Source organism: Streptomyces sp. NPDC014995 (assembly GCF_043080745.1).
Classification (GTDB): Bacteria; Actinomycetota; Actinomycetes; order Streptomycetales; family Streptomycetaceae; genus Streptomyces.
In genome coordinates this window covers 385,195-405,949 of the sequence record NZ_JBIBVX010000006.1, presented here as the reverse complement: position 1 = coordinate 405,949, position 20,755 = coordinate 385,195, and the positions used below count along the sequence as shown (strand labels likewise).

Below are 20,755 nucleotides of genomic sequence, written 5' to 3'. Positions count from 1 at the left end.
CCGAAGCTAGCGGCGGCCACTGACAACCGGTTCCGAGCAGGGGGAAGGCGGGGGAAGCGCGAGGCCTCAGTGCGCGGCCACCGGCCCCCGCCGGGACTGCAGGCGCGCCGCCCGGGTCCCGAACACGGTGATCGTCACGACCCCGAGCACCGCCAGGACACCCACGCCGACCGTGCCGGCCCAGCCGCCCGCGTGGAAGGCGAGCGCGCCGACCGTGCTGCCCGCGCTGGAGCCGATGTAGTACGCGGACTGGTAGAGGGCGGAGGCCTGCGCGCGGCCGGTGGTCGCCGTCTTGCTGACGGCCGAGGACGCCACCGCGTGGCCCGCGAAGAAGCCCGACGTGATCAGGACCAGGCCCAGCAGGACCAGGGCGAGGGAGTCCGCCAGGGAGAGCAGCAGACCCGTCGCCGTGGTGCCGCCGGCCAGGTAGAGCGCCCCGCGCCGGCCCAGGCGGCCGACCAGCCGGCCCGCCGTCGACGCCGACACCGTACCCACCAGGTACACCAGGAAGATCGAGCCGACGATGCCCTGGGGGAGCGAGAACGGCTCCTCCGTCAGGCGGTAACCGATCACCGTGTACACGCCGCCGAAGACCGTCATGAACAGCGCGCCGATCGCGTACAGACGGCACAGCAGCGGGTTGGCGAGGTGGTCGCGGACCGTGCGGACCAGGACGCGCGGACGCAGCGAGCCCGGGGTGAAGTGCCGCGGCGCCGGCAGCAGCAGACGGAAGGCCACCGCGCAGGCCACCGCGACCGCGCCGATCACCCCGACGGCGACCCGCCAGCCCCACTCCTGCGCGACCCAGCCGGTGATGACCCGGCCGCTCATCCCGCCGACGCTGTTGCCCGCCACGAACAGACCGATCGCCGTGATCAGGGCCTTCGGGCGGACCTCCTCGGCCAGGTAGGCGGTGGCGGAGGCGGGCAGCCCGGCCAGGGCCGCGCCCTGCACCCCGCGCAGCACGACCAGCGTGCCCAGCGACGGGGCGAAGGGGACCAGCAGACCCACGCCCACCGCGACCGCCAGCGAGACCGTCATCACCGCACGGCGGCCGTAGCGCTCCGACAGGGCGCTCATCGGCAGGACGAACAGCGCCAGCCCGCCGGTCGCCGCCGCCACCGTCCAGCTCGCCTCGCTCGCCGCGACCCCGAACTCGCCGGAGATCAGCGGCAGCAGCGCCTGCGTGGAGTACAGGAGGGCGAAGGTCGCCACGCCGGCCAGGAAGAGGGCGAAGCTCATCCGGCGGTAGCCGGGACCGCCCGGGGCCATACGGGAGTCGGAGGACGAAGAGGAGGGGAAGGAGGGAGTGGTCGTGACGGCGCCCACGGTGGTGGACGCCCCGGTACTGGCGGGAGACATGCCTCGAACCTACGGACGACCTCGCTCATCCGTCCAATGCACGGAATCGTCATAATCGTTCCCATGGCGCATCAGCAGAGGTCACAGCCCCACCTGTCACAGTCCAGTGACACAGAAGACATCGTCACACTGCTCGCCCCGCGGCTCGCGTACTTCGCGGGCGTCGCCCGCACCGAACACGTCACGCGGGCCGCGCAGGAGATGCAGGTCCCGCAGTCGACCCTCTCCCGGGCCATGGTCCGCCTCGAGCAGGACCTCGGCGTCGACCTGTTCGCCCGCCGCGGCCGGACCGTCTCCCTCACCCCCGCCGGACGCACCTTCCTCACTTCCGTCGAACGCGCCCTCGCCGAGATCGAGAAGGCCGCCGACGCGGTGCGCGCCGACGCCGACGCGGCCACCGGCAAGGTCGCCTTCGGATTCCTGCACACCATGGGCGCGGAGACCGTCCCCGGCCTGATCCACGCCTTCCGCGCCGACCACCCCCGCGTCCGCTTCAGCCTCGTCCAGAACTACGGCGAGGCCATGCTGGAGCGGCTCCGGGCGGGCGACCTCGACCTGTGCCTGACCTCACCGGTCCCGGACGCCCCCGACCTCGTCGCCCGCCGCCTCGACGAGCAGAAACTCCGCCTGGTCGTCCCCGCCGACCACCGCCTCGCCGCCCGCAGGCGTGTCCGCCTCGCCGAGGCCGCCGACGAGGCCTTCGTCACCCTGGAACCCGGCTACGGCCTGCGCCGCATCACCGACGACCTCTGCCAGGAGGCCGGCTTCCGCCCCCGGGTCGCCTTCGAGGGCGAGGAGGCGGAAACCCTGCGGGGCCTGGTGGCGGCCGGCCTCGGCGTCGCCCTCCTGCCCCCGCCCGCCTTCCCCCGCCCCGGCGTGGTGGAACTGACGGTCACGGCTCCGCGCGCGGTGCGCGAGATCGGCGTGGCCTGGCTGGACGGCCACCCGGACACACCACCGGTGGCCGCGTTCAAGAAGTTCCTGCTGTCCCGGCGCGGGAACCTGCTGGCCTGAAGAAGCGCCCCTCCGCTACCGCCGCAACGACCTGCCGAACCCCGCGGCCAACGGCATCCTCAACCCCAGCGGCGGCGGAGCCGCAAGCGCGTCCTCCACCGGCCGCGACAACGCCCTCCCGAACAACACCCCCATCACGAAGTCCTCCGCCAGGGACAGGACTTCCTGCCGGTGCTGGTGCAACCCGTGGCCGTCGGAGTGCACTTCGAACCGGCACACCTCCCGGTTCACCTTCTTCGCCCGCGCCGCCAGCCGGAACGACAGCTCGGGGTCGGTACGTTCGTCGTTCGTGCCGTGCACGATCAGCACCCGCCGCCCGACCAACTGCTTCACCGGTTCGGGTGGCACCGCCACGTCCTCCTCGGGCAGCCAGGGGGCGATGGCCAGCACCGAGTCGACGGCCTCGTGGCCGCCCGCGTGCAGCGCTGCCCGTCCGCCCATGTCGACACCGGCCAGGCACACGGGGACGTCCCCGTAGCGCCGTACGGCCTCGTCGGCGGCCCAGGAGGCGTCGGCGGCGAGATGGGCCTCACCGCCGTTCCAGCCGCGGTAGCGGTAGTGCACCACGTGGACGGCCAGGCCGTCCTGCCGTCCCGCGCGCGCGAGTCTGCGCCCCAGCGCGCGGACCGGGCCGCTCGCCCACAGGGTCGCGGGTCTGCGGTCGGAGACCTCGTCGCCGCCCGGCAGGAGCAGCACCACCCCGCTCACCGTCTTCGGCTCCGGGCCGATCGCCTTCCCCAGCCTGGCCGCCCGCACCGGCGTCGCTTGCTGTCCCATGACAGAACAGTGTCAGAAGGGGCGGTGTACTCCACCCGTCCGTGCGGTCACCGTTACATATCGACGGAGTTGTACAGGCGCGATCTACGCGCGTAGGAGTTAGAGTGCGAAAATGACGAGCCAGAGCATCCAGCAGGGCGTCACCCCGCAGTCGGACCAGATTCGCCGGGCGCCCAAGGTTCTGCTGCACGACCATCTCGACGGCGGGCTGCGCCCCGGCACGATCGTCGACCTCGCCCGGGACGCCGGGTACTCCCGCCTCCCCGAGACCGACCCCGACAAACTCGGCGTCTGGTTCCGGGAGGCCGCCGACTCCGGGTCCCTGGAACGCTACTTGGAGACCTTCTCGCACACCGTCGGCGTCATGCAGACCCGGGAGGCCCTGGTGCGGGTCGCCCGCGAGTGCGCCGAGGACCTCGCCGAGGACGGCGTCGTCTACGCCGAGGTCCGCTACGCGCCCGAGCAGCACCTGGAGGGCGGGCTGAGCCTCGAGGAGGTCGTCGAGGCCGTCAACGAGGGCTTCCGGCAGGGCGAGCGGCTCGCCCGCGCGAACGGTCACCGCATCCGGGTGGGCGCCCTGCTCACCGCCATGCGGCACGCCGCCCGCGCCCTGGAGATCGCCGAACTGGCCAACCGCTACCGCGACCTGGGCGTGGTCGGCTTCGACATCGCGGGCGCCGAGGCCGGATACCCGCCCACCCGGCACCTCGACGCCTTCGAGTACCTCAAGCGCGAGAACAACCACTTCACCATCCACGCCGGCGAGGCCTTCGGGCTGCCGTCCATCTGGCAGGCCCTCCAGTGGTGCGGCGCCGACCGGCTGGGACACGGGGTCCGCATCATCGACGACATCGAGGTCGCCCAGGACGGCTCGGTGAAGCTCGGGCGGCTCGCCTCGTACGTCCGGGACAAGCGCATCCCGCTGGAGCTGTGCCCCAGCTCCAACCTCCAGACCGGGGCGGCCGCCTCCTACGCCGAGCACCCGATCGGGCTGCTGCGCCGACTGCACTTCCGGGCCACCGTCAACACCGACAATCGGTTGATGTCCGGTACGAGCATGAGCCAGGAATTCGAGCACCTTGTCGACGCGTTCGGTTATACGCTCGATGATCTCCAGTGGTTCTCGGTCAATGCCATGAAGTCGGCATTCATTCCTTTCGATGAACGACTGGCCATGATCAATGACGTGATCAAGCCCGGTTATGCCGAGCTGAAATCCGAATGGCTGTTCCAGTAGACCGCTTCCACCAGGGGTTCCGTGCGCGTGGAAGGGTGAGCGACCGGTAGTTCTGGGCGCTCAATGGCGATGGGCCTTCACCGTCTGTCCGCATTTCCATATTTGCGGGGGGTGCCTTTCCGTGTTTACGGTCGGGGACCGCTCGGTTCCCCGTATTAGAGGATGCATTTAACATGAAGCAGTCTGCTGCCAAGACCCTCGGTGTCGCCGCGCTCGGTGCCGCCTTCGCCGCCACCGGTGCGGGCGCCGCCCACGCCGCCCCGTCCCTCCCCGACGCCACCCAGGCGCTGGGCGGCTTCAACCAGACGTTGCCCACGGAGAAGGTGTCCGAGTCGCTGCCGGGCGCCGATCAGGTGCTGGAGCAGGCCCAGCCGGCGCTCAACGGGGGCCTGGCCGCCGAGCAGGCCGCCGCCGAGCGGGCGCTCGCCGAGGGGTCGGCCAAGCCGGTCGCCGGCCTGCTCGGTGGGCTGCCGGTCGGCCAGGAGCTGCCGACGCAGGAGCTGCCCACGCAGGGGCTGCCGACGAACGGGCTGCCGCTGGACGGGCCGCTCGGCTGACGTCCGCCTCGCTGCACGCCGTCGGGCGCATTCGGTTGTTCCGGGTGCGCCTGACGGCTTTTCGCGTGTGTGGTGGGTGCGGCTCGGTGGGTGGGTGCGGTTACGGGTGCGGTGGTGCCGCTACCAAGCCGTGCGTGCCTTGTCCTCGGACGGCAGGAAGATCCACAGCGCTATGTAGAGCAGGAACTGCGGGCCCGGCAGCAGGCAGGACAGCAGGAAGATCACGCGCATCGTCGTCGCGGAGGTGCCGAAGCGGCGGGCCAGTGCGGCGCACACTCCGCCGATCATGCGGCCGTGGGTGGGGCGGACGAGGCTGCTGGACATCTGCGGCTCCTTCGTGGACGTCGGTCCGAGGCGGCCTCCGATGGCTGCCCCGTCTGTCTTCCACGCTACGGAGACGAAGGGGACGAAACGTCCCTCTACGGGGCGATCCCGACCCTGGGAATCGTCGGGGTTCTCCCCTGAGCCGGTTCCTCCTGGCGGGCCGCGCGGGCCCTGCGGCGCTCGCTGCGGTGGCGCAGGTGGGCGCGGGCCGCCGGGACCACCGCGGTGTGGGCCAGGGCCACGCCCACGGTGTTCAGCAGCAGTGAGTCGACGTCGACCACCTGGCCGGGTACTCCGGTCTGGAGCAGTTCGATGGCCAGGGACAGCAGCGCACCCGCCGTGACCGTACGCAGGAGGGAGGCGAGCGGTGAGACGTGGAGCCTGCCGTGCGCCAGCGGGAGGAGGACGCCCAGGGGGGCCAGGAGCGCGAGGCCCTCGCCGATGCGGCGTGCCGCCTGCGGCCAGCCCAGCTCCAGGTCGGCCCGGATGCCGGCGAAGGGGTGCAGGTTGGCGGGCATCACCCAGGGGACGTTCAGGGGGCGCAGCGTGAACCAGGCGACGAACACCAGGTGTGCGACCAGGAGGACACTCCCGGTCGTCCGGATGCGGATCGCGGCGCTGCCGCCGATGGAGCCTTGACGCTGCACGTCCCCCTAGACGCGGGGTGCGGCGCGATCGGTTCCGGGTGCCGGGGGGAGGCGTGCGCCACACCCTCGTGGACGGGGGCGCCTGTGGGTGGTGGGTGGGTCGTCGCGGTGCGGCGAGCCGTCGCCGGTCGGGCGTACGGCTGTCTGCCGGCAGTGGGGGGCCGTGGCGGCGCGGCGCCGAGCGACGGGCCGCGCCGCACCGCCACGACCCACTCCCGCCGTCGTGCGGGCGCCGCGGTCCGGGGTGACTACGGCGGGGGTCCGGCTGTCATTCCTCGGTGACCTCCGTCGACGGGGGTTCCGTCGTTCCGGGGCGGGAGCGGACCTCGTCCGTGCACTCGTAGCGGCGAGGGGGGTCGGTGTCCGGGCCGCCCAGGACCACCGAGCCGTCGCCCTCCGCTGCCGCCGAGTCGGAGAAGGTGCAGACGAGCTGGGCCAGGGCGTACGAGGTCAGGTCGCCGGGGGAGGTGCTCAGGCGCAGGGCGTCGTCGGGGTCCTTGGGGGCCGGGCCGTGCACCGTCATGGCGCCGCGTACGTCCGTGGTGTAGCCGGCCTCCTTCTCGGGGGCCGACGGGGACTCCGTCAGTTCGTCGAGCAGGCCCTGGGCGACCAGGACGCGTCGTTGGGAGTCGGCCGTGCCGTCCGGGACCGGGACGGTGCGGTCCACGGCGACCAGGGAGGAACCGCACAGCAGGAACACCCGCACCGGTACGCCCCGCGAGGTCTGGGTCGTCACGTCCGGTTCGGTGAGGGAGCAGCGGACCCGGGAGGGTGCGGGGCCGAAGTCGGTCGGTACCTCCGTCGCCCGGATTCCGCAGCCGGTGAGCAGGGCCGCGAGGAGGGGGAGGGAGAGGAGGCGTGCGGACTTGGTGGGTGCGGTCATGTGTCCTTCTTCTCGCCCTGTTCCGCCAGTTCCGAGGCGTCCCTGGGCAGGCGGAGGGTGAAGACCGCGCCTGACTCGGGGGAGTTGGCGGCGGTGATCTCGCCGCCGTGGATGTGGGCGTTCTCCAGGGCGATGGACAGGCCCAGGCCGCTGCCCTCGGAGCGGGGCCGGGAGGCGCTCGCCTTGTAGAAGCGGTCGAAGACGTGGGGCAGGACGTCCTCGGGGATGCCGGGACCGTGGTCGCGGACGGCGATGACCACCTCGTCGGCGGACTCCCGCACGGACACCCGTACCGGCGAGCCGCCGTGCTTGAGGGCGTTGCCGATGAGGTTGGCGAGGATCACGTCCAGACGGCGCGGGTCGAGGCGGGCGTGGATGCCGCGCTCGGCGTCGAGATCGACCGCGTCGAGCCAGGCGCGCGCGTCGATGCAGGCCGTGATCTGGTCGGCGACATCGACGTCGTCCAGCACCAGGCGTGCCGTTCCCGCGTCGAAGCGGGTGACCTCCATCAGGTTCTCGACGAGGTCGTTGAGCCGCCGGGTCTCGGAGACCACCAGGCGTACGGCGGGCTCGATCATCGGGTCGATACCGCCCGACTCCGCGTCCAGTTCCTCCTCCAGCACCTCCGTGACGGCGGTGATGGCGGTGAGGGGGGTGCGCAGTTCGTGGCTCATGTCCGCGACGAAACGGCGTGAGGCCTCGTCGCGGGCGGCCATGTCCGCGACGCGTTTCTCGAGGGCTTCGGCCGTTCGGTTGAAGGTGCGGGACAGGTCGGCCAGTTCGTCCGTTCCGGAGACGCGCAGGCGGGTGTCCAGTTTGCCCTCGCCGAGGCGGCGGGCGGCGACACCGAGCCGGTGGACCGGCTTCAGCACGGTCGTGGCCGCGGCCTGGGCGAGGAGTGCGGCGCCTATCAGCGCCAGGCCGGTGGCGATGCCCAGGGACCAGGCCAGCGAGTTGAGGTCCTTGGCCTCCGCCTCCAGCGACTTGCGCATGTAGCCGGTCGGGCCGCCCCCGATCACCTTCGTCCCGGCCACCAGGTACGGCGTGCCGTTGTCGACCACCCGCTGCCAGTACAGGTGGTACGGCGACTTGTTGCCGGCGGTGGTGTCCTGTTCCTTGTTCACCGCCGTACGCAGCGACTCGGGCACGTCGTCCAGGGAGAAGCCGTTCAGTCCGCCGGAGTTGCCGTACACGGTCCTGCCGGTGGAGTCCTCGGCGAGCAGCAGCACGCTGAAGCGCTGGCTGTTGTTGGCCATCTGCCCGGCCGTGTGCTGCAACTCGTCCTGGGACGGGTGCTCGGGCAGCGAACCCGCCCGGTTCTGCATCTCCTGCTCGAAGTCCCGCAGCACCGCACCCTGGGTACGTGTCAGCACGGCCTCGCGGTTGAGCCAGTACGCGATGCCGGACGCGGACACGGCGGCGGTCAGCGCCACCAGCCCGAAGACCACGACGAGGCGCAGTCGCAGGCTGGTGAGGCGCAGCCGTGAAAGATGTCCCTTGCGCGCCGCGGACCAGCCGCGGAACCCCCCTTGCCCTGGTGTCACTGAGGCGCGTCCAGGCGGTAGCCGACTCCGCGCACGGTGCGGATCAGGGTGGGGGAGGAGGGGACGTCCTCGACCTTGGCGCGCAGTCGCTGGACGCAGGCGTCCACGAGGCGTGAGTCGCCCAGGTAGTCGTGCTCCCAGACCAGGCGCAGCAGCTGCTGCCGGGACAGCGCCTGACCGGGGCGCCGGCTCAGTTCGAGCAGCAGCCGCAGCTCGGTCGGGGTGAGCTGGAGGTCCTCGCCGTTCTTCGTCACCGTCATCGCCGCGCGGTCGATGACGAGGCTGCCGAAGGTCGCCGCGTCGTTCGACTCGCGCTCCCCGCGCCGCAGCACGGCCCGGATCCGGGCGTCCAGCACCCGCCCCTGCACCGGTTTGACGACGTAGTCGTCGGCGCCGGACTCCAGCCCCACGACCACGTCGATGTCGTCGCTGCGCGCCGTGAGCAGGATGATCGGCAGCTGGTCGGTGCGCCGGATGCGCCGGCACACCTCGAAGCCGTCGATGCCGGGCAGCATCACGTCCAGCACGATCAGATCCGGCCGCTGCTCGCGCAGCAGCTTCAGACCGTCCTCACCGCTCGCAGCGGTCGCCACACGGTGTCCCTGGCGCGTCAGTGAGAGCTCCAGGGCCGTACGGATGGCGTCGTCGTCCTCGATCAGCAACAGGGAAGGCACGGGCTCATTCTGGCCCATGGAGGTGCTGTCCTTCGACCTGTGGGTCGGGCTCGGACGCAGAGGGCCGCTGTTTCCGCGGCGCGCACGGCGTGCGGGGGGTCCCGGGCGCCTCGGGAGCGCCGTTGAAGCCCCGTGCGACGGCCGTACCGCCGAGCCCTGTGAGCGGGCTGTGGTGTCGCCATGACCGGCCCCTGTGACAGCTCTGTGACAGTCGACGGACACGGCGATGAAGTGGCGTGGGCAAGCTTTTCGGCACAGGCAAGGCAGCACGCCGAGCCGAATGGATCAAGCCGAAACACCGGAAGTCCACGACGGGGGGCGCGAGATGAATACGCTGCACGGCCTGAGCACCAGCGCAGTGGTCACGCGCCTGCACGACGTGCACCGGGGTTCCGAGAAGTCCGGTGCCGATGGGGGTCCCTCCCACGCGAGCGTGTTCGAGCGCGGGGGAGGGCGGGGGTGCGCTCGCGGCGCCGGGCGTCAGCACACCGCGTTCATGACGGTGGTTGACGCCAACACGGGGGAAACGCACGGGGGAGCCGCGTACGGGGAGGACACGGGGGAGCGTCGCTCGCTGTCGGAGGCGGAGTTCACCGCCTACGTCCAGGAGCGCCGCGCCTCCCTGTACGCCACCGCCTACCACCTGACCGGTGACCGCTTCGAGGCCGAGGACCTGTTGCAGAGCGCGCTGTTCTCGACCTACCGGGCCTGGGACCGCATCAGTGACAAGGCGGCCGTCGGGGGATACCTGCGGCGGACCATGACCAACCTGCACATCAGCGCGTGGCGCCGCCGCAAGCTGAACGAGTACCCGACCGAGGAACTGCCGGAGACGCCCGGCGACACGGACGCGATGCGCGGCACCGAGCTGCGTGCGGTCCTGTGGCAGGCGCTGGCCCGGCTGCCCGAACTCCAGCGGACGATGCTGGTCCTGCGCTACTACGAGGGCCGCACCGACCCGGAGATCGCGGAGATCCTCGACATCAGTGTCGGCACGGTGAAGTCCAGCATCTGGCGGTCGCTCCGCCGGCTGCGCGAGGACGAGGTCCTCAGCTTCGGCCGTGACGAGGAGGACGCCTTCGGGGAGCTGGTCGCCTGAGGGTCGCGGGGGAGCCGGCTTCTCGTGAGAGAGGCCGGTGAACGGGGGAAACACGGGGGAGCGGTACCGGGGGGACCCAACGGGGGACGTCGGGGGAGCGGTACCGCGCACACCACGGGGGAAGCGCCACCCGGGGGGAACGGGGGACGTGGGGGAGCGCCACTGAGCGGGGCTGGAGGGCCGGGGGGTCCGTCCAGTCCCGCTTTTCCCCTGTTCGAGCCCCAGTGGGCGCCGCTCTTACGGACCCGGTTGCTCGCCGTCGGCGTTCCTCAGTTGATGGCCGCGGTGTTCTTCGCCGCGGCGAGCCGGCCGGCCGCCGCGTTCGCCAGGCGGCCCATCGCCTCGTCGCGGTCGCAGGCGTACGCGCCGAGCGCGGTCTGCCGGGACACGATGGAACGTTCGGCGCGCATCAGGCGCCAGCCGCGGCGCAGGAGGAAGGGGACCGACTTGCGGCCCTCCTTCAGGTCCCGCAGGAAACGGCGGCGGAAGGTCGTCACCGGGCCGCGGCTCAGGCACAGCGCGTCGGCCAGTACGCCCAGGTCCCGGCAGCGGCCGACGATCTCCGCGGCGAAGATGCCCTCCGCGATGAACAGCGGCGTCCGCCCGATCTCGACCGCCTCCTCGCCGGTGCGGGCGCTGAGCGCGATGTCGTAGACGGGAACGCTCGTCCGGCCCGTGCGGCACAGGTCGGTGATGGCGGCGATCGCGGCGTCCGCGTCCCAGGAGTCGGGGTGGTCCCAGTCGATGTCGGAGCTCCCCGCCACCTGCGGCAGCGTCGGGTCGTCGCCCTCCTTGTAGAAGTCGTCGAGCCGCAGCACCGGCAGACCGGAGCGGGCGGCGAGGAGGGACTTGCCGGAGCCGGAGGGGCCGCAGAGCAGCACGACTCGCGCGGGTATGGGCGGATGGGAACTCACGGGACACCAGTGTGAGGCATCGCGCGGGCCGCGGACGACCCCGCGGACCGGCTGTGATGCGCGTGTCACACGTCCATCACCGCCCGCGTTCAGCTGATCGCGAGGTGTAGTGGAACGTGGGTGGGTGACGTCACGTGAAGCAGACCGCGCCCCTCCGGACGGAGAGGGGCGCGGCCTGCTCGCTGTGGAGGGCCGTCAGTACGACGAACCCGAGGCGCCCAGCGAACCCGTCGGGTGCCAGACGGTCTTGGTCTCCAGGAACGCCGTCATGCGGTCGATGCCCGGCGTCGCCGACCAGTCGTCCACAGGCTGTGGACGGAGAACCCGCTTGAGGTTGTCCGCCGCCGCGATCTCCAGTTCCTTCGCCAGCGCGTCGTCGGCGCCCGCGAGGTCGATCGCGTTGACGTCCTGGTGGGCGGCCAGGGGCGCGGCGATCTCCGCCGTACGGCCGGAGAGGACGTTGACCACGCCGCCGGGGAGGTCGGAGGTGGCCAGGACCTCGCCCAGGGACAGGGCCGGGAGCGGGGACCTCTCGGACGCCACCACCACCGCCGTGTTGCCCGTGGCGATCACCGGGGCGACGACCGAGACCAGGCCCAGGAAGGACGACGTCCGGGGGGCCACGACGGCCACGACGCCCGTCGGCTCGGGCGAGGACAGGTTGAAGAACGGGCCCGCCACCGGGTTGCCGCCGCCCACCACCTGGGCGATCTTGTCGGTCCAGCCCGCGTACCAGACCCAGCGGTCGATGGTCGCCTCCACCTGGTCGGCGGCCTTGGACTTCGACAGGCCCTCGGCCTCGGCGACCTCGTGGACGAACTGGCCCTTGCGGCCCTCCAGCATCTCCGCGACGCGGTACAGGATCTGGCCCCGGTTGTACGCCGTCGCGCCGGACCAGGCGCCGAACGCCTTGCGGGCGGCGACGACCGCGTCACGGGCGTCCTTGCGGGAGGAGAGGGGCGCGTTCGCCAGCCACTTGCCCTTCGAGTCGGTCACCTCGTACACCCGGCCGCTCTCGGAACGCGGGAACTTCCCGCCGACGTACAGCTTGTAGGTCTTGAACACGCTGAGTCGCTCAGACATCGAGGTACGCCTCCAGGCCGTGGCGGCCGCCCTCGCGGCCGAAGCCCGACTCCTTGTAACCGCCGAACGGCGAGGTCGGGTCGAACTTGTTGAACGTGTTGGACCAGACGACCCCGGCCCGGAGCTTGTTCGCCACCGCGAGGATGCGGGAGCCCTTCTCCGTCCAGATGCCGGCCGACAGGCCGTACGGGGTGTTGTTGGCCTTGGCGACGGCCTCGTCCGGGGTGCGGAAGGTGAGGACGGACAGCACCGGGCCGAAGATCTCGTCGCGGGCGACGGTGTGCGCCTGGGTGACGTTCGTGAAGAGCGTCGGGGCGAACCAGTAGCCGGAGGTGGGGAGCTCGCAGGCCGGGGACCAGCGTTCGGCGCCCTCCGCCTCGCCCTGGTCGGCGAGCGCGGTGATGCGCGCGAGCTGCTCGGCGGAGTTGATCGCGCCGATGTCCGTGTTCTTGTCCAGCGGGTCGCCCAGGCGGAGGGTGGACAGGCGGCGCTTCAGCGACTCCAGCAGCTCGTCGTGGATCGACTCCTGGACCAGCAGGCGGGAGCCCGCGCAGCAGACCTGGCCCTGGTTGAAGAAGATGCCGTTGACGATGCCCTCGACGGCCTGGTCGATCGGGGCGTCGTCGAAGACGATGTTGGCGCCCTTGCCGCCCAGCTCGAGGGTGAGCTTCTTGCGGGTGCCGGCGACCGTGCGGGCGATCTCCTTGCCGACGGCCGTGGAGCCGGTGAAGGCGACCTTGTTCACGTCCGGGTGGGCGATCAGCGCGGCGCCGGTCCTGCCGTCGCCGGTCACGATGTTGACGACGCCCCTGGGCAAACCCGCCTGGCGGCAGATGTCCGCGAAGAAGAGCGCGGAGAGCGGGGTGGTCTCGGCCGGCTTCAGGACGACCGTGTTGCCGGTGGCGAGCGCCGGGGCGATCTTCCACGCCAGCATCAGCAGGGGGAAGTTCCAGGGGATGACCTGGCCCGCGACGCCCAGAGGCCGGGGGTTGGCGCCGAAGCCGGCGTGGTCGAGCTTGTCGGCCCAGCCCGCGTAGTAGAAGAAGTGCGCGGCGACCAGGGGGAGGTCGGCGTCGCGGGTCTCCCTGATCGGCTTGCCGTTGTCCAGGGTCTCCAGGACGGCCAGTTCGCGGCTGCGCTCCTGGATGATGCGGGCGATGCGGAAGAGGTACTTCGCGCGCTCCGAGCCGGGGAGTGCCGACCACTTCTCGAAGGCCTTCCGGGCGGCCTTGACCGCGCGGTCGACGTCCTCCGCGTTGGCCTGGGTGTACTCGGCGAGCACTTCCTCGGAGGCCGGAGAGACCGTCTTGCTCAGATCCCCGCCCGAGCTCTCGGTGAACTCCCCGTCGATGAAGAGGCCGTACGACGGGGCGATGTCGACGATCGCGCGCGACTCGGGCGCGGGAGCGTACTCGAATGCCATGAGTCAGTCCACCGTTACGTAGTCGGGGCCGGAGTAGCGGCCGGTGGCCAGCTTCTGACGCTGCATCAGCAGGTCGTTCAGGAGCGAGGAGGCGCCGAAGCGGAACCAGTGGTTGTCCAGCCAGTCCTCGCCCACGGTCTCGTTGACCAGGACCAGGAACTTGACGGCGTCCTTGGTGGTGCGGATGCCGCCGGCCGGCTTCACGCCGACCTGTACCCCGGTCTGCGCCCGGAAGTCGCGTACGGCCTCCAGCATGAGCAGCGTGTTCGCGGGGGTCGCGTTGACGGCGACCTTGCCGGTGGACGTCTTGATGAAGTCCGCCCCGGCGAGCATGCCGAGCCAGCTGGCGCGGCGGATGTTGTCGTACGTCGACAGCTCGCCCGTCTCGAAGATGACCTTCAGCCGGGCGGAGGTGCCGCAGGTCTCCTTCACGGCGACGATCTCGTCGTACACCTTCAGGTAGTCGCCCGCGAGGAACGCGCCTCGGTCGATGACCATGTCGATCTCGTCGGCGCCCGCGGCGACGGCCTCGCGGACGTCGGCGAGCTTCACCTCGAGGGCGGCGCGGCCGGCCGGGAAGGCGGTGGCGACGGAGGCGACCTTCACGCCGGAGCCGGCCACGGCGGCCTTGGCGGTGGCCACCATGTCGGGGTACACGCAGACGGCCGCGGCCGGGGGCGTCGTGCGGTCGGTCGGGTCGGGGTGGACCGCCTTCGCGCCGAGCGCCCGGACCTTGCCCGGGGTGTCCGCGCCTTCCAGCGTCGTCAGGTCGACCATCGAGATGGCGAGGTCGATGGCGTACGCCTTCGCGGTCGTCTTGATGGATCGGGTGCCGAGGGATGCGGCGCGCGCCTCCAGGCCGACCGCGTCGACGCCGGGCAGCCCGTGGAGGAAGCGTCGCAGCGTGCTGGCGGACGTGGTGACGTCCGCGAGGGCGTGTGCTGCGGTGGGTGCATTGGTGGGCATGGTCACCAGACGAGCATATCTACGCGCGTAGCGGCTGTACACCCCGGAACAACGGGAACGCGGCGGAACACCGCGCCGGACGGCTCCCGGGCATCGTCGGCGGTCTGCCGCCGCGTCGAACCCGCCGCCGCGCACGGACGGGTCCCCTCCGCCGCCCTGGGCGGGTCGGACCGGCGCCGCGGGCGTGCGGCAGAATCGGGGCCATGACGAGCCCGGAAGACCAGTCACCAGCGCCGCAGCCCTCGGCCCCCGAGACCAAGGACCGTATCTACCGGTCGCCCGCGGGCCTCGCCGGCGGCGTGCTGCTGCTCGCGCTCGTCGGCTGGCTCGGTATGGACGCGATCGTCGCGGGGGAGGGGCGGACGCCGTGGCTGGCGCTCGCGACGCTGATCCTGCTGGTGCCGCTGGTCGTCGCGTTCACGCTGCGGCCGGCCGTGTTCGCCAACGAGGACCGGCTGCGCGTGCGCAATCCGTTCCGCGTGATCGTGCTGCCCTGGGGGCAGGTCGCCTCGCTGCGGGCCGGGTACAGCAACGAGGTCGTCGCCGCGTCGGGGAACAAGTACCAGCTGTGGTCGATCCCCGTCTCGCTGCGGGCGCGGAAGAAGGCGGCTCGGCGGCAGGCACGGGCCACGGCGGAGCGCACGGCCGAACGGCAGGGGCGGGGCGGCCGGGGGGCCGGCGGCTTCGGTGGGCTCGGCGGTTTCGGCGGCGGGGGGTCCGCGGGTGGGCGTGCGGCTGCGGGCGCGGGTCTCGGTGCCGGGGCGCCGGACGGGCCCGTGCTGGCCGAGAGCGACAAGATCATGCGTGAGCTGCGTGAGCTGTGGGAGGCGCGGGAGAAGGAGGAGAGCGCGCAGGGGGAGGTGACCGTGCGCTGGGCCTGGGAGATCGTGGGGCCCGCGGTGGCGGGGGCTGTGGTGCTGGGGATTCTGCTGGCCGTGGGGTGATGTGGCGGGGGTCTGCCGGCTGAAGGACCCGGCGGCGGGCCTGCCGGCTGTGGCTGGGTGGCGAGGGTCCCTCGGCTGTGGGGTGAGGCACGCGGGACGGTGGCCGTGGGGTGAGGCGGTGGGGGGCCTGTGCGCCGTGAGGTGAGGCCGTCCGGAAGGGACGGACCAGCGGTACTGCACCAACAGCATCTCGCTGCGGCTGACGCCCGCCGAGGCGCACACCGCACCTCCGTCCGCACCATTCCGTGCGAGGGACCGGTGGCCGTGGGGTGAGGCGGTGGCCCTGTCGGCCGTGAAGTGAGGCCGGCCGGAAGGGGCCTGGTGGCCGTGGGGTGAGGTGGCCGTGGGGTGAGGTGGCCATGGGGTGACCTGGCGAGGGTCCGTCGGCTGTGGGGCTGAGTGGCCGGGGGTCCGTCGGCTGTGGGGTGAGGACCGCAGGGGCTTGGTGGCCGTGGGGTGAGGCCCGCCGGAAGGGCCCGGTGGCCGTGGCGTGAGGCGGCGGGGCGGGCGACGGGGTGCGTTGCCGGCGTGGGGTCTCCCGGCGTTTCCTGTCACGGTCGGCGCGGCGTGGGTGCTTCAGGGTGCGCTCGGCCACACCAGCACCATGTAGGCGCCGAAGTACGCCGACGAGGCGATGGCCGCCGCCAGCACCAGGACGCGGCAGCGGCGCGAGACGCGGGACAGGTGCAGGGCGACCGGGAGCAGGAGCGGGAACGCCGGCAGCAGGAAGCGGGCGCGGGGGAAGTAGACCCCGCCGCTGCCGAGGACGATCACCAGCAGGACCGCGCCGAACACCAGCAGCGGCAGCGGCTGCCGGTCCGCGACCGACAGGGCGTACAGCGGCACGGACACCAGCAGCGTCACCGTCACCACGATCAGGAACAGCTCGGGCGTCGAGTCGTACACCAGCAGTCCCCGCAACCGGCGCAGGGTGTCCACGCCGCCGTCCCACTCGTTGCGCCACAGGCGCTGCACGGCGAAGTAGCCGTCCCAGCGGTCCAGGCGCAGGCCCACCCAGCCGACGTAGCCGCACCAGCCGAGCGGGGCGAGGACGGCGGCGGCGAGGGCGCGCGGCGAGGAGGGGCGGGTGAGCAGGGCGGTGACGGTGACCGCGGCCGCCACCGCGATGCCGGTCGGGCGGGTCAGACCCGCGAGCGCGGCCAGGCTGGCCGCCCACAGCCAGCGGCCCGTGAGCACGGCGTACAACGACCAGGCCGCGCACGCCGTGAACAGGGACTCGGTGTAGCCCATCCACTGCACCAGGCCGACCGGGAACGCCGCCCACAGCGTGGTGAGGAGGATGCCGGTACGGCGGCCGTGGAGGTGGTCGCCGACGGCGAAGACGCCCCAGGCGGCGACCAGGGAGGCGACGACGGCGATGGCGAGACCGGCGGAGGCGGCGGAGCCGGGGGTGAGGGCGGCCACCGCCCTGGTCAGCAGCGGATAGAGCGGGAAGAACGCCAGGTTGTTGGAGTTGTACGCGGTGCCGAGGGCGGGGGCGTAGCCGTGGTCGGCGATGCCGAGGTACCAGTTGGCGTCCCACTGGGTCGCCAGGATCGGCCACACGCCGTGGTGCTGCCGGTGCGCCCAGACGGAGAGGAGCAGCAGGCCGGTGGTGCGTACGGCGAGGAAGGCGAGGAGCGCCGGGGCCGCGTGGCGCAGGGGGTGCGGGCGGGCCACCGGGGTGGGCGCGGCGGCGGGCGCCGGGACCGGGTGTCGCCGGGGATCCGGGAGGCGGGTGGCGGTGGAGGACACGGCGGCGGCTCCAGGGCTTCGGTGGTGCGCTACCGGACCACCGTCGCCGGGGCGGCGAGGTGCGCCGTGGAGCGGATGCCCGCTGTCCGGCCCCATCACCCGATGGGGTGCCACCACCCGGAGGCACCCCGTCGTGTACGCGTCAGATGCCGGCGGCCGCCGACAGGTCCCGCTTGACGGCCGCGAGCAGCTCGTCCGCCGTCGCGCGGGCCGCCGGGAGGTCCTCGCGGGAGGCGACGGGCACGACGACCTCCAGGTAGCACTTGAGCTTCGGTTCCGTGCCGCTGGGGCGGACGATGACGCGGGCGCCGTCGAGGGTGTAGCGCAGGCCGTCCGTGGGAGGGAGCTTGTCGGTGCCCCGGGTGAGGTCCTCGGTGCGGGTGATGGACAGGCCCGCGAGGGTGGTCGGGGGCTGCTCGCGCAGTCGTCGCATCGCGTCGGCGATGACCGACACGTCCTCCACCCGGACCGAGAGCTGGTCGGTGGCGTGCAGACCGTGCTCGACGGCGAGGTCGTCGAGGAGGTCGAGGAGGGTCCGGTTCTCGGCCTTGAGGACGGAGGCCAGCTCCGTGATCAGCAGGGCCGCGGTGATGCCGTCCTTGTCGCGCACGCCCTCGGGGTCGACGCAGTAGCCGAGGGCCTCCTCGTAGCCGTAGCGCAGGCCGTCGACGCGGGCGATCCACTTGAAGCCGGTGAGGGTCTCCTCGTACGGCAGCCCCGCCTTGTCGGCGATACGGCCGAGGAGGGAGGAGGAGACGATCGACTCGGCGAAGGTGCCCCGGGCGCCGCGGCGGACCAGGTGGGCGGCGAGGAGGGCGCCGACCTCGTCGCCGCGCAGCATGCGCCACTCGCCGTCGTCCTTCACGGCCACGGCGCAGCGGTCCGCGTCGGGGTCGTTGGCGATGACGAGGTCGGGGTCGGTCTCGCGGGCCTTCGCGAAGGCGAGGTCCATGGCGCCGGGCTCTTCCGGGTTGGGGAAGGCGACGGTCGGGAAGTCCGGGTCGGGCTCGGCCTGTTCGGCGACGAGGGCGGGCGCCGGGAACCCGGCGCGGGCGAAGGCGGCGAGCAGGACGTCGGTGCCGACGCCGTGCATCGCCGTGTGGACGGTGCGGGCGGTGCGGGGGGAGTCCGGGGCGAGGACGGCGTCCGTGCGGGCCAGGTAGGCGTCGAGGACGGCGTCGTCCAGGGTCTCCCAGCCGGCCTCCGGGCGGGATACGTCGCGCAGGGACCGCACGGCGGCGATCTCGGCGGCGATCTCCGCGTCGGCGGGCGGGACGATCTGCGAACCGTCGCCCAGGTAGACCTTGTAGCCGTTGTCGCGGGGCGGGTTGTGGCTGGCGGTGACCTCGACGCCGGCGACCGCGCCCAGGTGCCTGACGGCGTAGGCGAGGACGGGGGTGGGGAGGGGGCGGGGGAGGACGGCGGCCCTGAGGCCGGCGCCGGTCATGACCGCGGCCGTGTCGCGGGCGAAGTCGGCGGACTTGTGCCGGGCGTCGTAGCCGATGACGACGAGGCCGTCGCCGTTGCCCTGCGCCTTGAGGTACGCGGCGAGGCCGGCGGCGGCGCGGATGACGACGGCACGGTTCATGCGCATCGGGCCGGCGCCGAGTTCGCCGCGCAGGCCGGCGGTGCCGAACTGGAGGGTGCCGCTGAAGCGGGCGGCGAGTGCGGTGTGGTCGCCGGCGTCGAGCAGCGCGGCGAGTTCCTCGCGGGTGTCCGGGTCGGGGTCCTCGGCGAGCCAGGTCCGGGCGCGGGCGATGAGATCGTCGTGCACGTGGGGCAGCCTCTCGTGTGTGGTCGTGGGTTTCCTCGCCCCCGCCGCCCCTGGCCTTCCCGTCCCCGGGGCTGTGCCCCGGACCCCCGCTCCGGCCCTGGACGGGCCCCGTCCGCGGACGCCGGAGGGGCGGAGCGGTACCGATCGGCGCCGGCACACGAGGGCGGCTTCTCATCCGGCCGAGCCGGCCGGTGGGCGGGCACGGGCCCGGGGACCAGGGGGCGAAACCCCCTGGCGGGGGCGCGGGGGCGGAAGCCCCTTACAGCCGGTCCAGCACCTGCGCCAGCAGGGAGCCCATCCGTGTCGCCGAGTCGCGGCCGGCCTGGAGGACCTCCTCGTGGTTGAGGGGCTCCCCCGTCATGCCGGCGGCGAGGTTGGTGACCAGGGAGATGCCCAGCACCTCGGCGCCGGCCTCACGGGCCGCGATGGCCTCCAGCACCGTGGACATGCCCACCAGGTCGGCGCCGATGACGCGCGCCATGCGGATCTCGGCCGGCGTCTCGTAGTGCGGACCGGGGAACTGGGCGTAGACGCCCTCCTCCAGCGTGGCGTCGATCTCCTTGCACAGGGCCCGCAGCCGCGGCGAGTACAGGTCGGTGAGGTCGACGAAGTTGGCGCCGACGATCGGTGACGTCGCGGTGAGGTTGATGTGGTCGCTGATCAGCACCGGCTGTCCGGGACGCATGCCCTCGCGCAGACCGCCGCAGCCGTTGGTCAGCACGATCGTCTTGCTGCCGGCCGCCACCGCCGTACGGACTCCGTGCGCCACGGCGGCCACACCACGGCCCTCGTAGTAGTGCGTACGGCCCAGGAAGACCAGCGCGCGCTTCTCGCCGATCTTGTACGAGCGGATCTTGCCACCGTGTCCCTCGACTGCCGGCGGCGGGAAGCCGGGCAGCTCGGTGACCTGGAACTCGGCGTCGGGCACGCCCAGGGCGTCCACGGCCGGTGCCCAGCCGGAGCCCATCACGAGGGCGACGTCGTGGGTCTCGGCGCCCGTCAGTTCGCGCAGGCGCGCGGCGGCGGCGTCGGCGGCGGCGTGGGGGTCGCCCTGGATGTCGTCCGGGAGAAGAGATGCGTTCACGCGGATGAGGGTAGCCGGTCTCGGCCTACGCGCGTAGATGACAGAGCCCACGTGATGGCGATCGTTGTCTTGTCGTTTCCAACGAGAGGGTGCCTCGGGGCCGCCGAGCGGGCGTCCAGGGGCCGCCGGCCGGGTGCCTCGGGGCCGCCGGCCGGGCGTCGTCGGCACGGAGGACCTGGGCGATCCGGATCCCTGATCCTCCGGAGGTGTCCGGCGGTCCGGTACTCCGGGTGGCTCCCTCAGCAGGGCCGCTTCCGCAGCTCCATCACGTAGTCGTGCGGCGCACCCGCCGATTCCGCCGCGTCGGCGATCTCGCCCAGGTAGCGCGCCGACGGCAGCCCGCCCTCGTAGCCGTTCAGGACGTACGCCCAGCCCTGCTCCTCGCCGTCCAGCGTGTGGACGCGGACCCGGAGCCGGCGGTAGATGCCGAGGCCCACGCCCTCCCAGCGGTCCAGGGGGTCCTCGTCCATGGGGGCCAGGTCGTACAGCGCGACGAAGACCTGTGCGATCGGGTCCTCCACGATCGTCGCCAGGGCACCCTCCCAGCCCAGCTGCTCCCCGCCGAAGGTCAGCCGCCAGCCGTTCAGCCAGCCCGTCGCGCGCAGCGGCGAGTGCGGGGCGCGGCGGGTCATCAGCCGCGCGTCGAGGTTGCCGGCGTACGCGGCGTAGAGCGACATGCGACGAGAGTACGGCA

General features: G+C 72.5%; 20 protein-coding genes. 5 read left to right on the top strand and 15 right to left on the bottom strand.

From position 1 onward, the window contains the following. Positions 1-66: 66 nt before the first annotated feature. A complete protein-coding gene (locus ACF1A1_RS15485; RefSeq protein WP_392000144.1) occupies positions 67-1,362 on the bottom strand; it encodes an MFS transporter in 1,296 nt (431 codons plus the stop codon). A 63-nt stretch (positions 1,363-1,425) separates the two neighbouring features. Between ACF1A1_RS15485 and ACF1A1_RS15480 the strand changes: the two genes are divergently transcribed. Then, positions 1,426-2,376, top strand: coding sequence for a LysR family transcriptional regulator (locus ACF1A1_RS15480; protein WP_392000142.1), 951 nt, complete (start codon positions 1,426-1,428; stop codon positions 2,374-2,376). Between the two features lie 15 nt (positions 2,377-2,391). On the opposite strand, the gene ACF1A1_RS15475 is transcribed toward ACF1A1_RS15480, so the two are convergent. Further along, positions 2,392-3,153 (bottom strand): alpha/beta hydrolase, encoded by a 762-nt coding sequence (locus ACF1A1_RS15475; RefSeq protein ID WP_392000140.1) that lies wholly within the window; start codon positions 3,151-3,153, stop codon positions 2,392-2,394. Between the two features lie 112 nt (positions 3,154-3,265). Between ACF1A1_RS15475 and ACF1A1_RS15470 the strand changes: the two genes are divergently transcribed. Together ACF1A1_RS15470 and ACF1A1_RS15465 are read left to right on the top strand one after the other, a co-directional pair. Further along, positions 3,266-4,390 (top strand): adenosine deaminase, encoded by a 1,125-nt coding sequence (locus ACF1A1_RS15470; protein ID WP_392000138.1) that lies wholly within the window; start codon positions 3,266-3,268, stop codon positions 4,388-4,390. A 173-nt stretch (positions 4,391-4,563) separates the two neighbouring features. Then, positions 4,564-4,947, top strand: coding sequence for an ATP-binding protein (locus ACF1A1_RS15465; RefSeq protein ID WP_392000136.1), 384 nt, complete (start codon positions 4,564-4,566; stop codon positions 4,945-4,947). A 120-nt stretch (positions 4,948-5,067) separates the two neighbouring features. Here ACF1A1_RS15465 and ACF1A1_RS15460 read toward each other — a convergent pair whose 3' ends face one another. The 5 genes from ACF1A1_RS15460 to afsQ1 form a co-directional block, all read right to left on the bottom strand. After that, positions 5,068-5,271 carry a PspC domain-containing protein gene (locus ACF1A1_RS15460; RefSeq protein ID WP_392000134.1) on the bottom strand — a complete coding sequence of 68 codons (204 nt, stop codon included), beginning with the start codon at positions 5,269-5,271 and terminating at the stop codon, positions 5,068-5,070. Positions 5,272-5,366: 95 nt separating this feature from the next. Next, entirely contained in the window at positions 5,367-5,918 is a 552-nt protein-coding gene (locus tag ACF1A1_RS15455; RefSeq protein WP_392000132.1) for a VanZ family protein, read from the bottom strand. Between the two features lie 268 nt (positions 5,919-6,186). Further along, a complete protein-coding gene (locus ACF1A1_RS15450; protein ID WP_392000131.1) occupies positions 6,187-6,801 on the bottom strand; it encodes a hypothetical protein in 615 nt (204 codons plus the stop codon). Then, on the bottom strand, positions 6,798-8,345 hold the full coding sequence (locus tag ACF1A1_RS15445) for an ATP-binding protein (protein WP_392000130.1): 1,548 nt from the start codon (positions 8,343-8,345) through the stop codon (positions 6,798-6,800). Before ACF1A1_RS15445 ends, ACF1A1_RS15450 begins: the two co-directional genes overlap by 4 nt. After that, on the bottom strand, positions 8,342-9,019 hold the full coding sequence (afsQ1, locus tag ACF1A1_RS15440; RefSeq protein ID WP_390658337.1) for a two-component system response regulator AfsQ1: 678 nt from the start codon (positions 9,017-9,019) through the stop codon (positions 8,342-8,344). Before afsQ1 ends, ACF1A1_RS15445 begins: the two co-directional genes overlap by 4 nt. 325 nt (positions 9,020-9,344) lie before the next feature. On the opposite strand from afsQ1, the gene ACF1A1_RS15435 reads away from it, so the two are divergent. Beyond that, positions 9,345-10,118 carry a SigE family RNA polymerase sigma factor gene (locus ACF1A1_RS15435; RefSeq protein WP_392000128.1) on the top strand — a complete coding sequence of 258 codons (774 nt, stop codon included), beginning with the start codon at positions 9,345-9,347 and terminating at the stop codon, positions 10,116-10,118. 269 nt (positions 10,119-10,387) lie between these two features. Here the strand turns inward: ACF1A1_RS15435 and ACF1A1_RS15430 are convergent, their stop codons facing one another. The 4 genes from ACF1A1_RS15430 to deoC all read right to left on the bottom strand — a co-directional run bounded on the left by ACF1A1_RS15430 (position 10,388) and on the right by deoC (position 14,504). Continuing rightward, positions 10,388-11,101 (bottom strand): uridine kinase, encoded by a 714-nt coding sequence (locus ACF1A1_RS15430; protein WP_392000127.1) that lies wholly within the window; start codon positions 11,099-11,101, stop codon positions 10,388-10,390. Between the two features lie 126 nt (positions 11,102-11,227). Beyond that, complete coding sequence (locus ACF1A1_RS15425; protein WP_392000125.1) at positions 11,228-12,115, bottom strand: aldehyde dehydrogenase family protein; 888 nt, start codon at positions 12,113-12,115, stop codon at positions 11,228-11,230. Beyond that, positions 12,108-13,538: an aldehyde dehydrogenase family protein gene (locus ACF1A1_RS15420; RefSeq protein WP_392000124.1), complete on the bottom strand. Its 1,431-nt coding sequence runs from the start codon at positions 13,536-13,538 to the stop codon at positions 12,108-12,110. The genes ACF1A1_RS15425 and ACF1A1_RS15420 overlap by 8 nt, the downstream gene beginning before the upstream one ends. A gap of 3 nt (positions 13,539-13,541) precedes the next feature. Continuing rightward, positions 13,542-14,504: a deoxyribose-phosphate aldolase gene (gene deoC, locus ACF1A1_RS15415; RefSeq protein WP_392000122.1), complete on the bottom strand. Its 963-nt coding sequence runs from the start codon at positions 14,502-14,504 to the stop codon at positions 13,542-13,544. Between the two features lie 203 nt (positions 14,505-14,707). On the opposite strand from deoC, the gene ACF1A1_RS15410 reads away from it, so the two are divergent. Next, positions 14,708-15,448, top strand: coding sequence for a PH domain-containing protein (locus tag ACF1A1_RS15410; RefSeq protein ID WP_392000120.1), 741 nt, complete (start codon positions 14,708-14,710; stop codon positions 15,446-15,448). A 576-nt stretch (positions 15,449-16,024) separates the two neighbouring features. Here ACF1A1_RS15410 and ACF1A1_RS15405 read toward each other — a convergent pair. The 4 genes from ACF1A1_RS15405 to ACF1A1_RS15390 form a co-directional block, all read right to left on the bottom strand. Beyond that, positions 16,025-17,203, bottom strand: a complete 1,179-nt coding sequence (locus tag ACF1A1_RS15405; protein ID WP_392000118.1) for a hypothetical protein — start codon at positions 17,201-17,203, stop codon at positions 16,025-16,027. 142 nt (positions 17,204-17,345) lie between these two features. Further along, complete coding sequence (locus ACF1A1_RS15400; protein WP_392000116.1) at positions 17,346-18,977, bottom strand: phospho-sugar mutase; 1,632 nt, start codon at positions 18,975-18,977, stop codon at positions 17,346-17,348. A gap of 259 nt (positions 18,978-19,236) precedes the next feature. Then, complete coding sequence (locus tag ACF1A1_RS15395) at positions 19,237-20,061, bottom strand: purine-nucleoside phosphorylase (protein WP_392000115.1); 825 nt, start codon at positions 20,059-20,061, stop codon at positions 19,237-19,239. Positions 20,062-20,300: 239 nt separating this feature from the next. Further along, on the bottom strand, positions 20,301-20,738 hold the full coding sequence (locus ACF1A1_RS15390) for a gamma-glutamylcyclotransferase (RefSeq protein ID WP_392000114.1): 438 nt from the start codon (positions 20,736-20,738) through the stop codon (positions 20,301-20,303). Positions 20,739-20,755 lie beyond the last annotated feature (17 nt).

What these genes read in the sequence shown, in the direction of transcription:
- ACF1A1_RS15435 (WP_392000128.1), top strand. Translation starts at nt 9,345, where the DNA reads ATGAATACGCTGCACGGCCTGAGCACCAGCGCAGTGGTCACGCGCCTG.
- ACF1A1_RS15425 (WP_392000125.1), bottom strand. Translation starts at nt 12,115, where the DNA reads ATGTCTGAGCGACTCAGCGTGTTCAAGACCTACAAGCTGTACGTCGGC.
- ACF1A1_RS15470 (WP_392000138.1), top strand. Translation starts at nt 3,266, where the DNA reads ATGACGAGCCAGAGCATCCAGCAGGGCGTCACCCCGCAGTCGGACCAG.
- ACF1A1_RS15475 (WP_392000140.1), bottom strand. Translation starts at nt 3,153, where the DNA reads ATGGGACAGCAAGCGACGCCGGTGCGGGCGGCCAGGCTGGGGAAGGCG.
- ACF1A1_RS15410 (WP_392000120.1), top strand. Translation starts at nt 14,708, where the DNA reads ATGACGAGCCCGGAAGACCAGTCACCAGCGCCGCAGCCCTCGGCCCCC.
- ACF1A1_RS15390 (WP_392000114.1), bottom strand. Translation starts at nt 20,738, where the DNA reads ATGTCGCTCTACGCCGCGTACGCCGGCAACCTCGACGCGCGGCTGATG.
- ACF1A1_RS15460 (WP_392000134.1), bottom strand. Translation starts at nt 5,271, where the DNA reads ATGTCCAGCAGCCTCGTCCGCCCCACCCACGGCCGCATGATCGGCGGA.
- ACF1A1_RS15485 (WP_392000144.1), bottom strand. Translation starts at nt 1,362, where the DNA reads ATGTCTCCCGCCAGTACCGGGGCGTCCACCACCGTGGGCGCCGTCACG.
- deoC (WP_392000122.1), bottom strand. Translation starts at nt 14,504, where the DNA reads ATGCCCACCAATGCACCCACCGCAGCACACGCCCTCGCGGACGTCACC.
- ACF1A1_RS15465 (WP_392000136.1), top strand. Translation starts at nt 4,564, where the DNA reads ATGAAGCAGTCTGCTGCCAAGACCCTCGGTGTCGCCGCGCTCGGTGCC.
- ACF1A1_RS15450 (WP_392000131.1), bottom strand. Translation starts at nt 6,801, where the DNA reads ATGACCGCACCCACCAAGTCCGCACGCCTCCTCTCCCTCCCCCTCCTC.
- ACF1A1_RS15420 (WP_392000124.1), bottom strand. Translation starts at nt 13,538, where the DNA reads ATGGCATTCGAGTACGCTCCCGCGCCCGAGTCGCGCGCGATCGTCGAC.
- ACF1A1_RS15480 (WP_392000142.1), top strand. Translation starts at nt 1,426, where the DNA reads ATGGCGCATCAGCAGAGGTCACAGCCCCACCTGTCACAGTCCAGTGAC.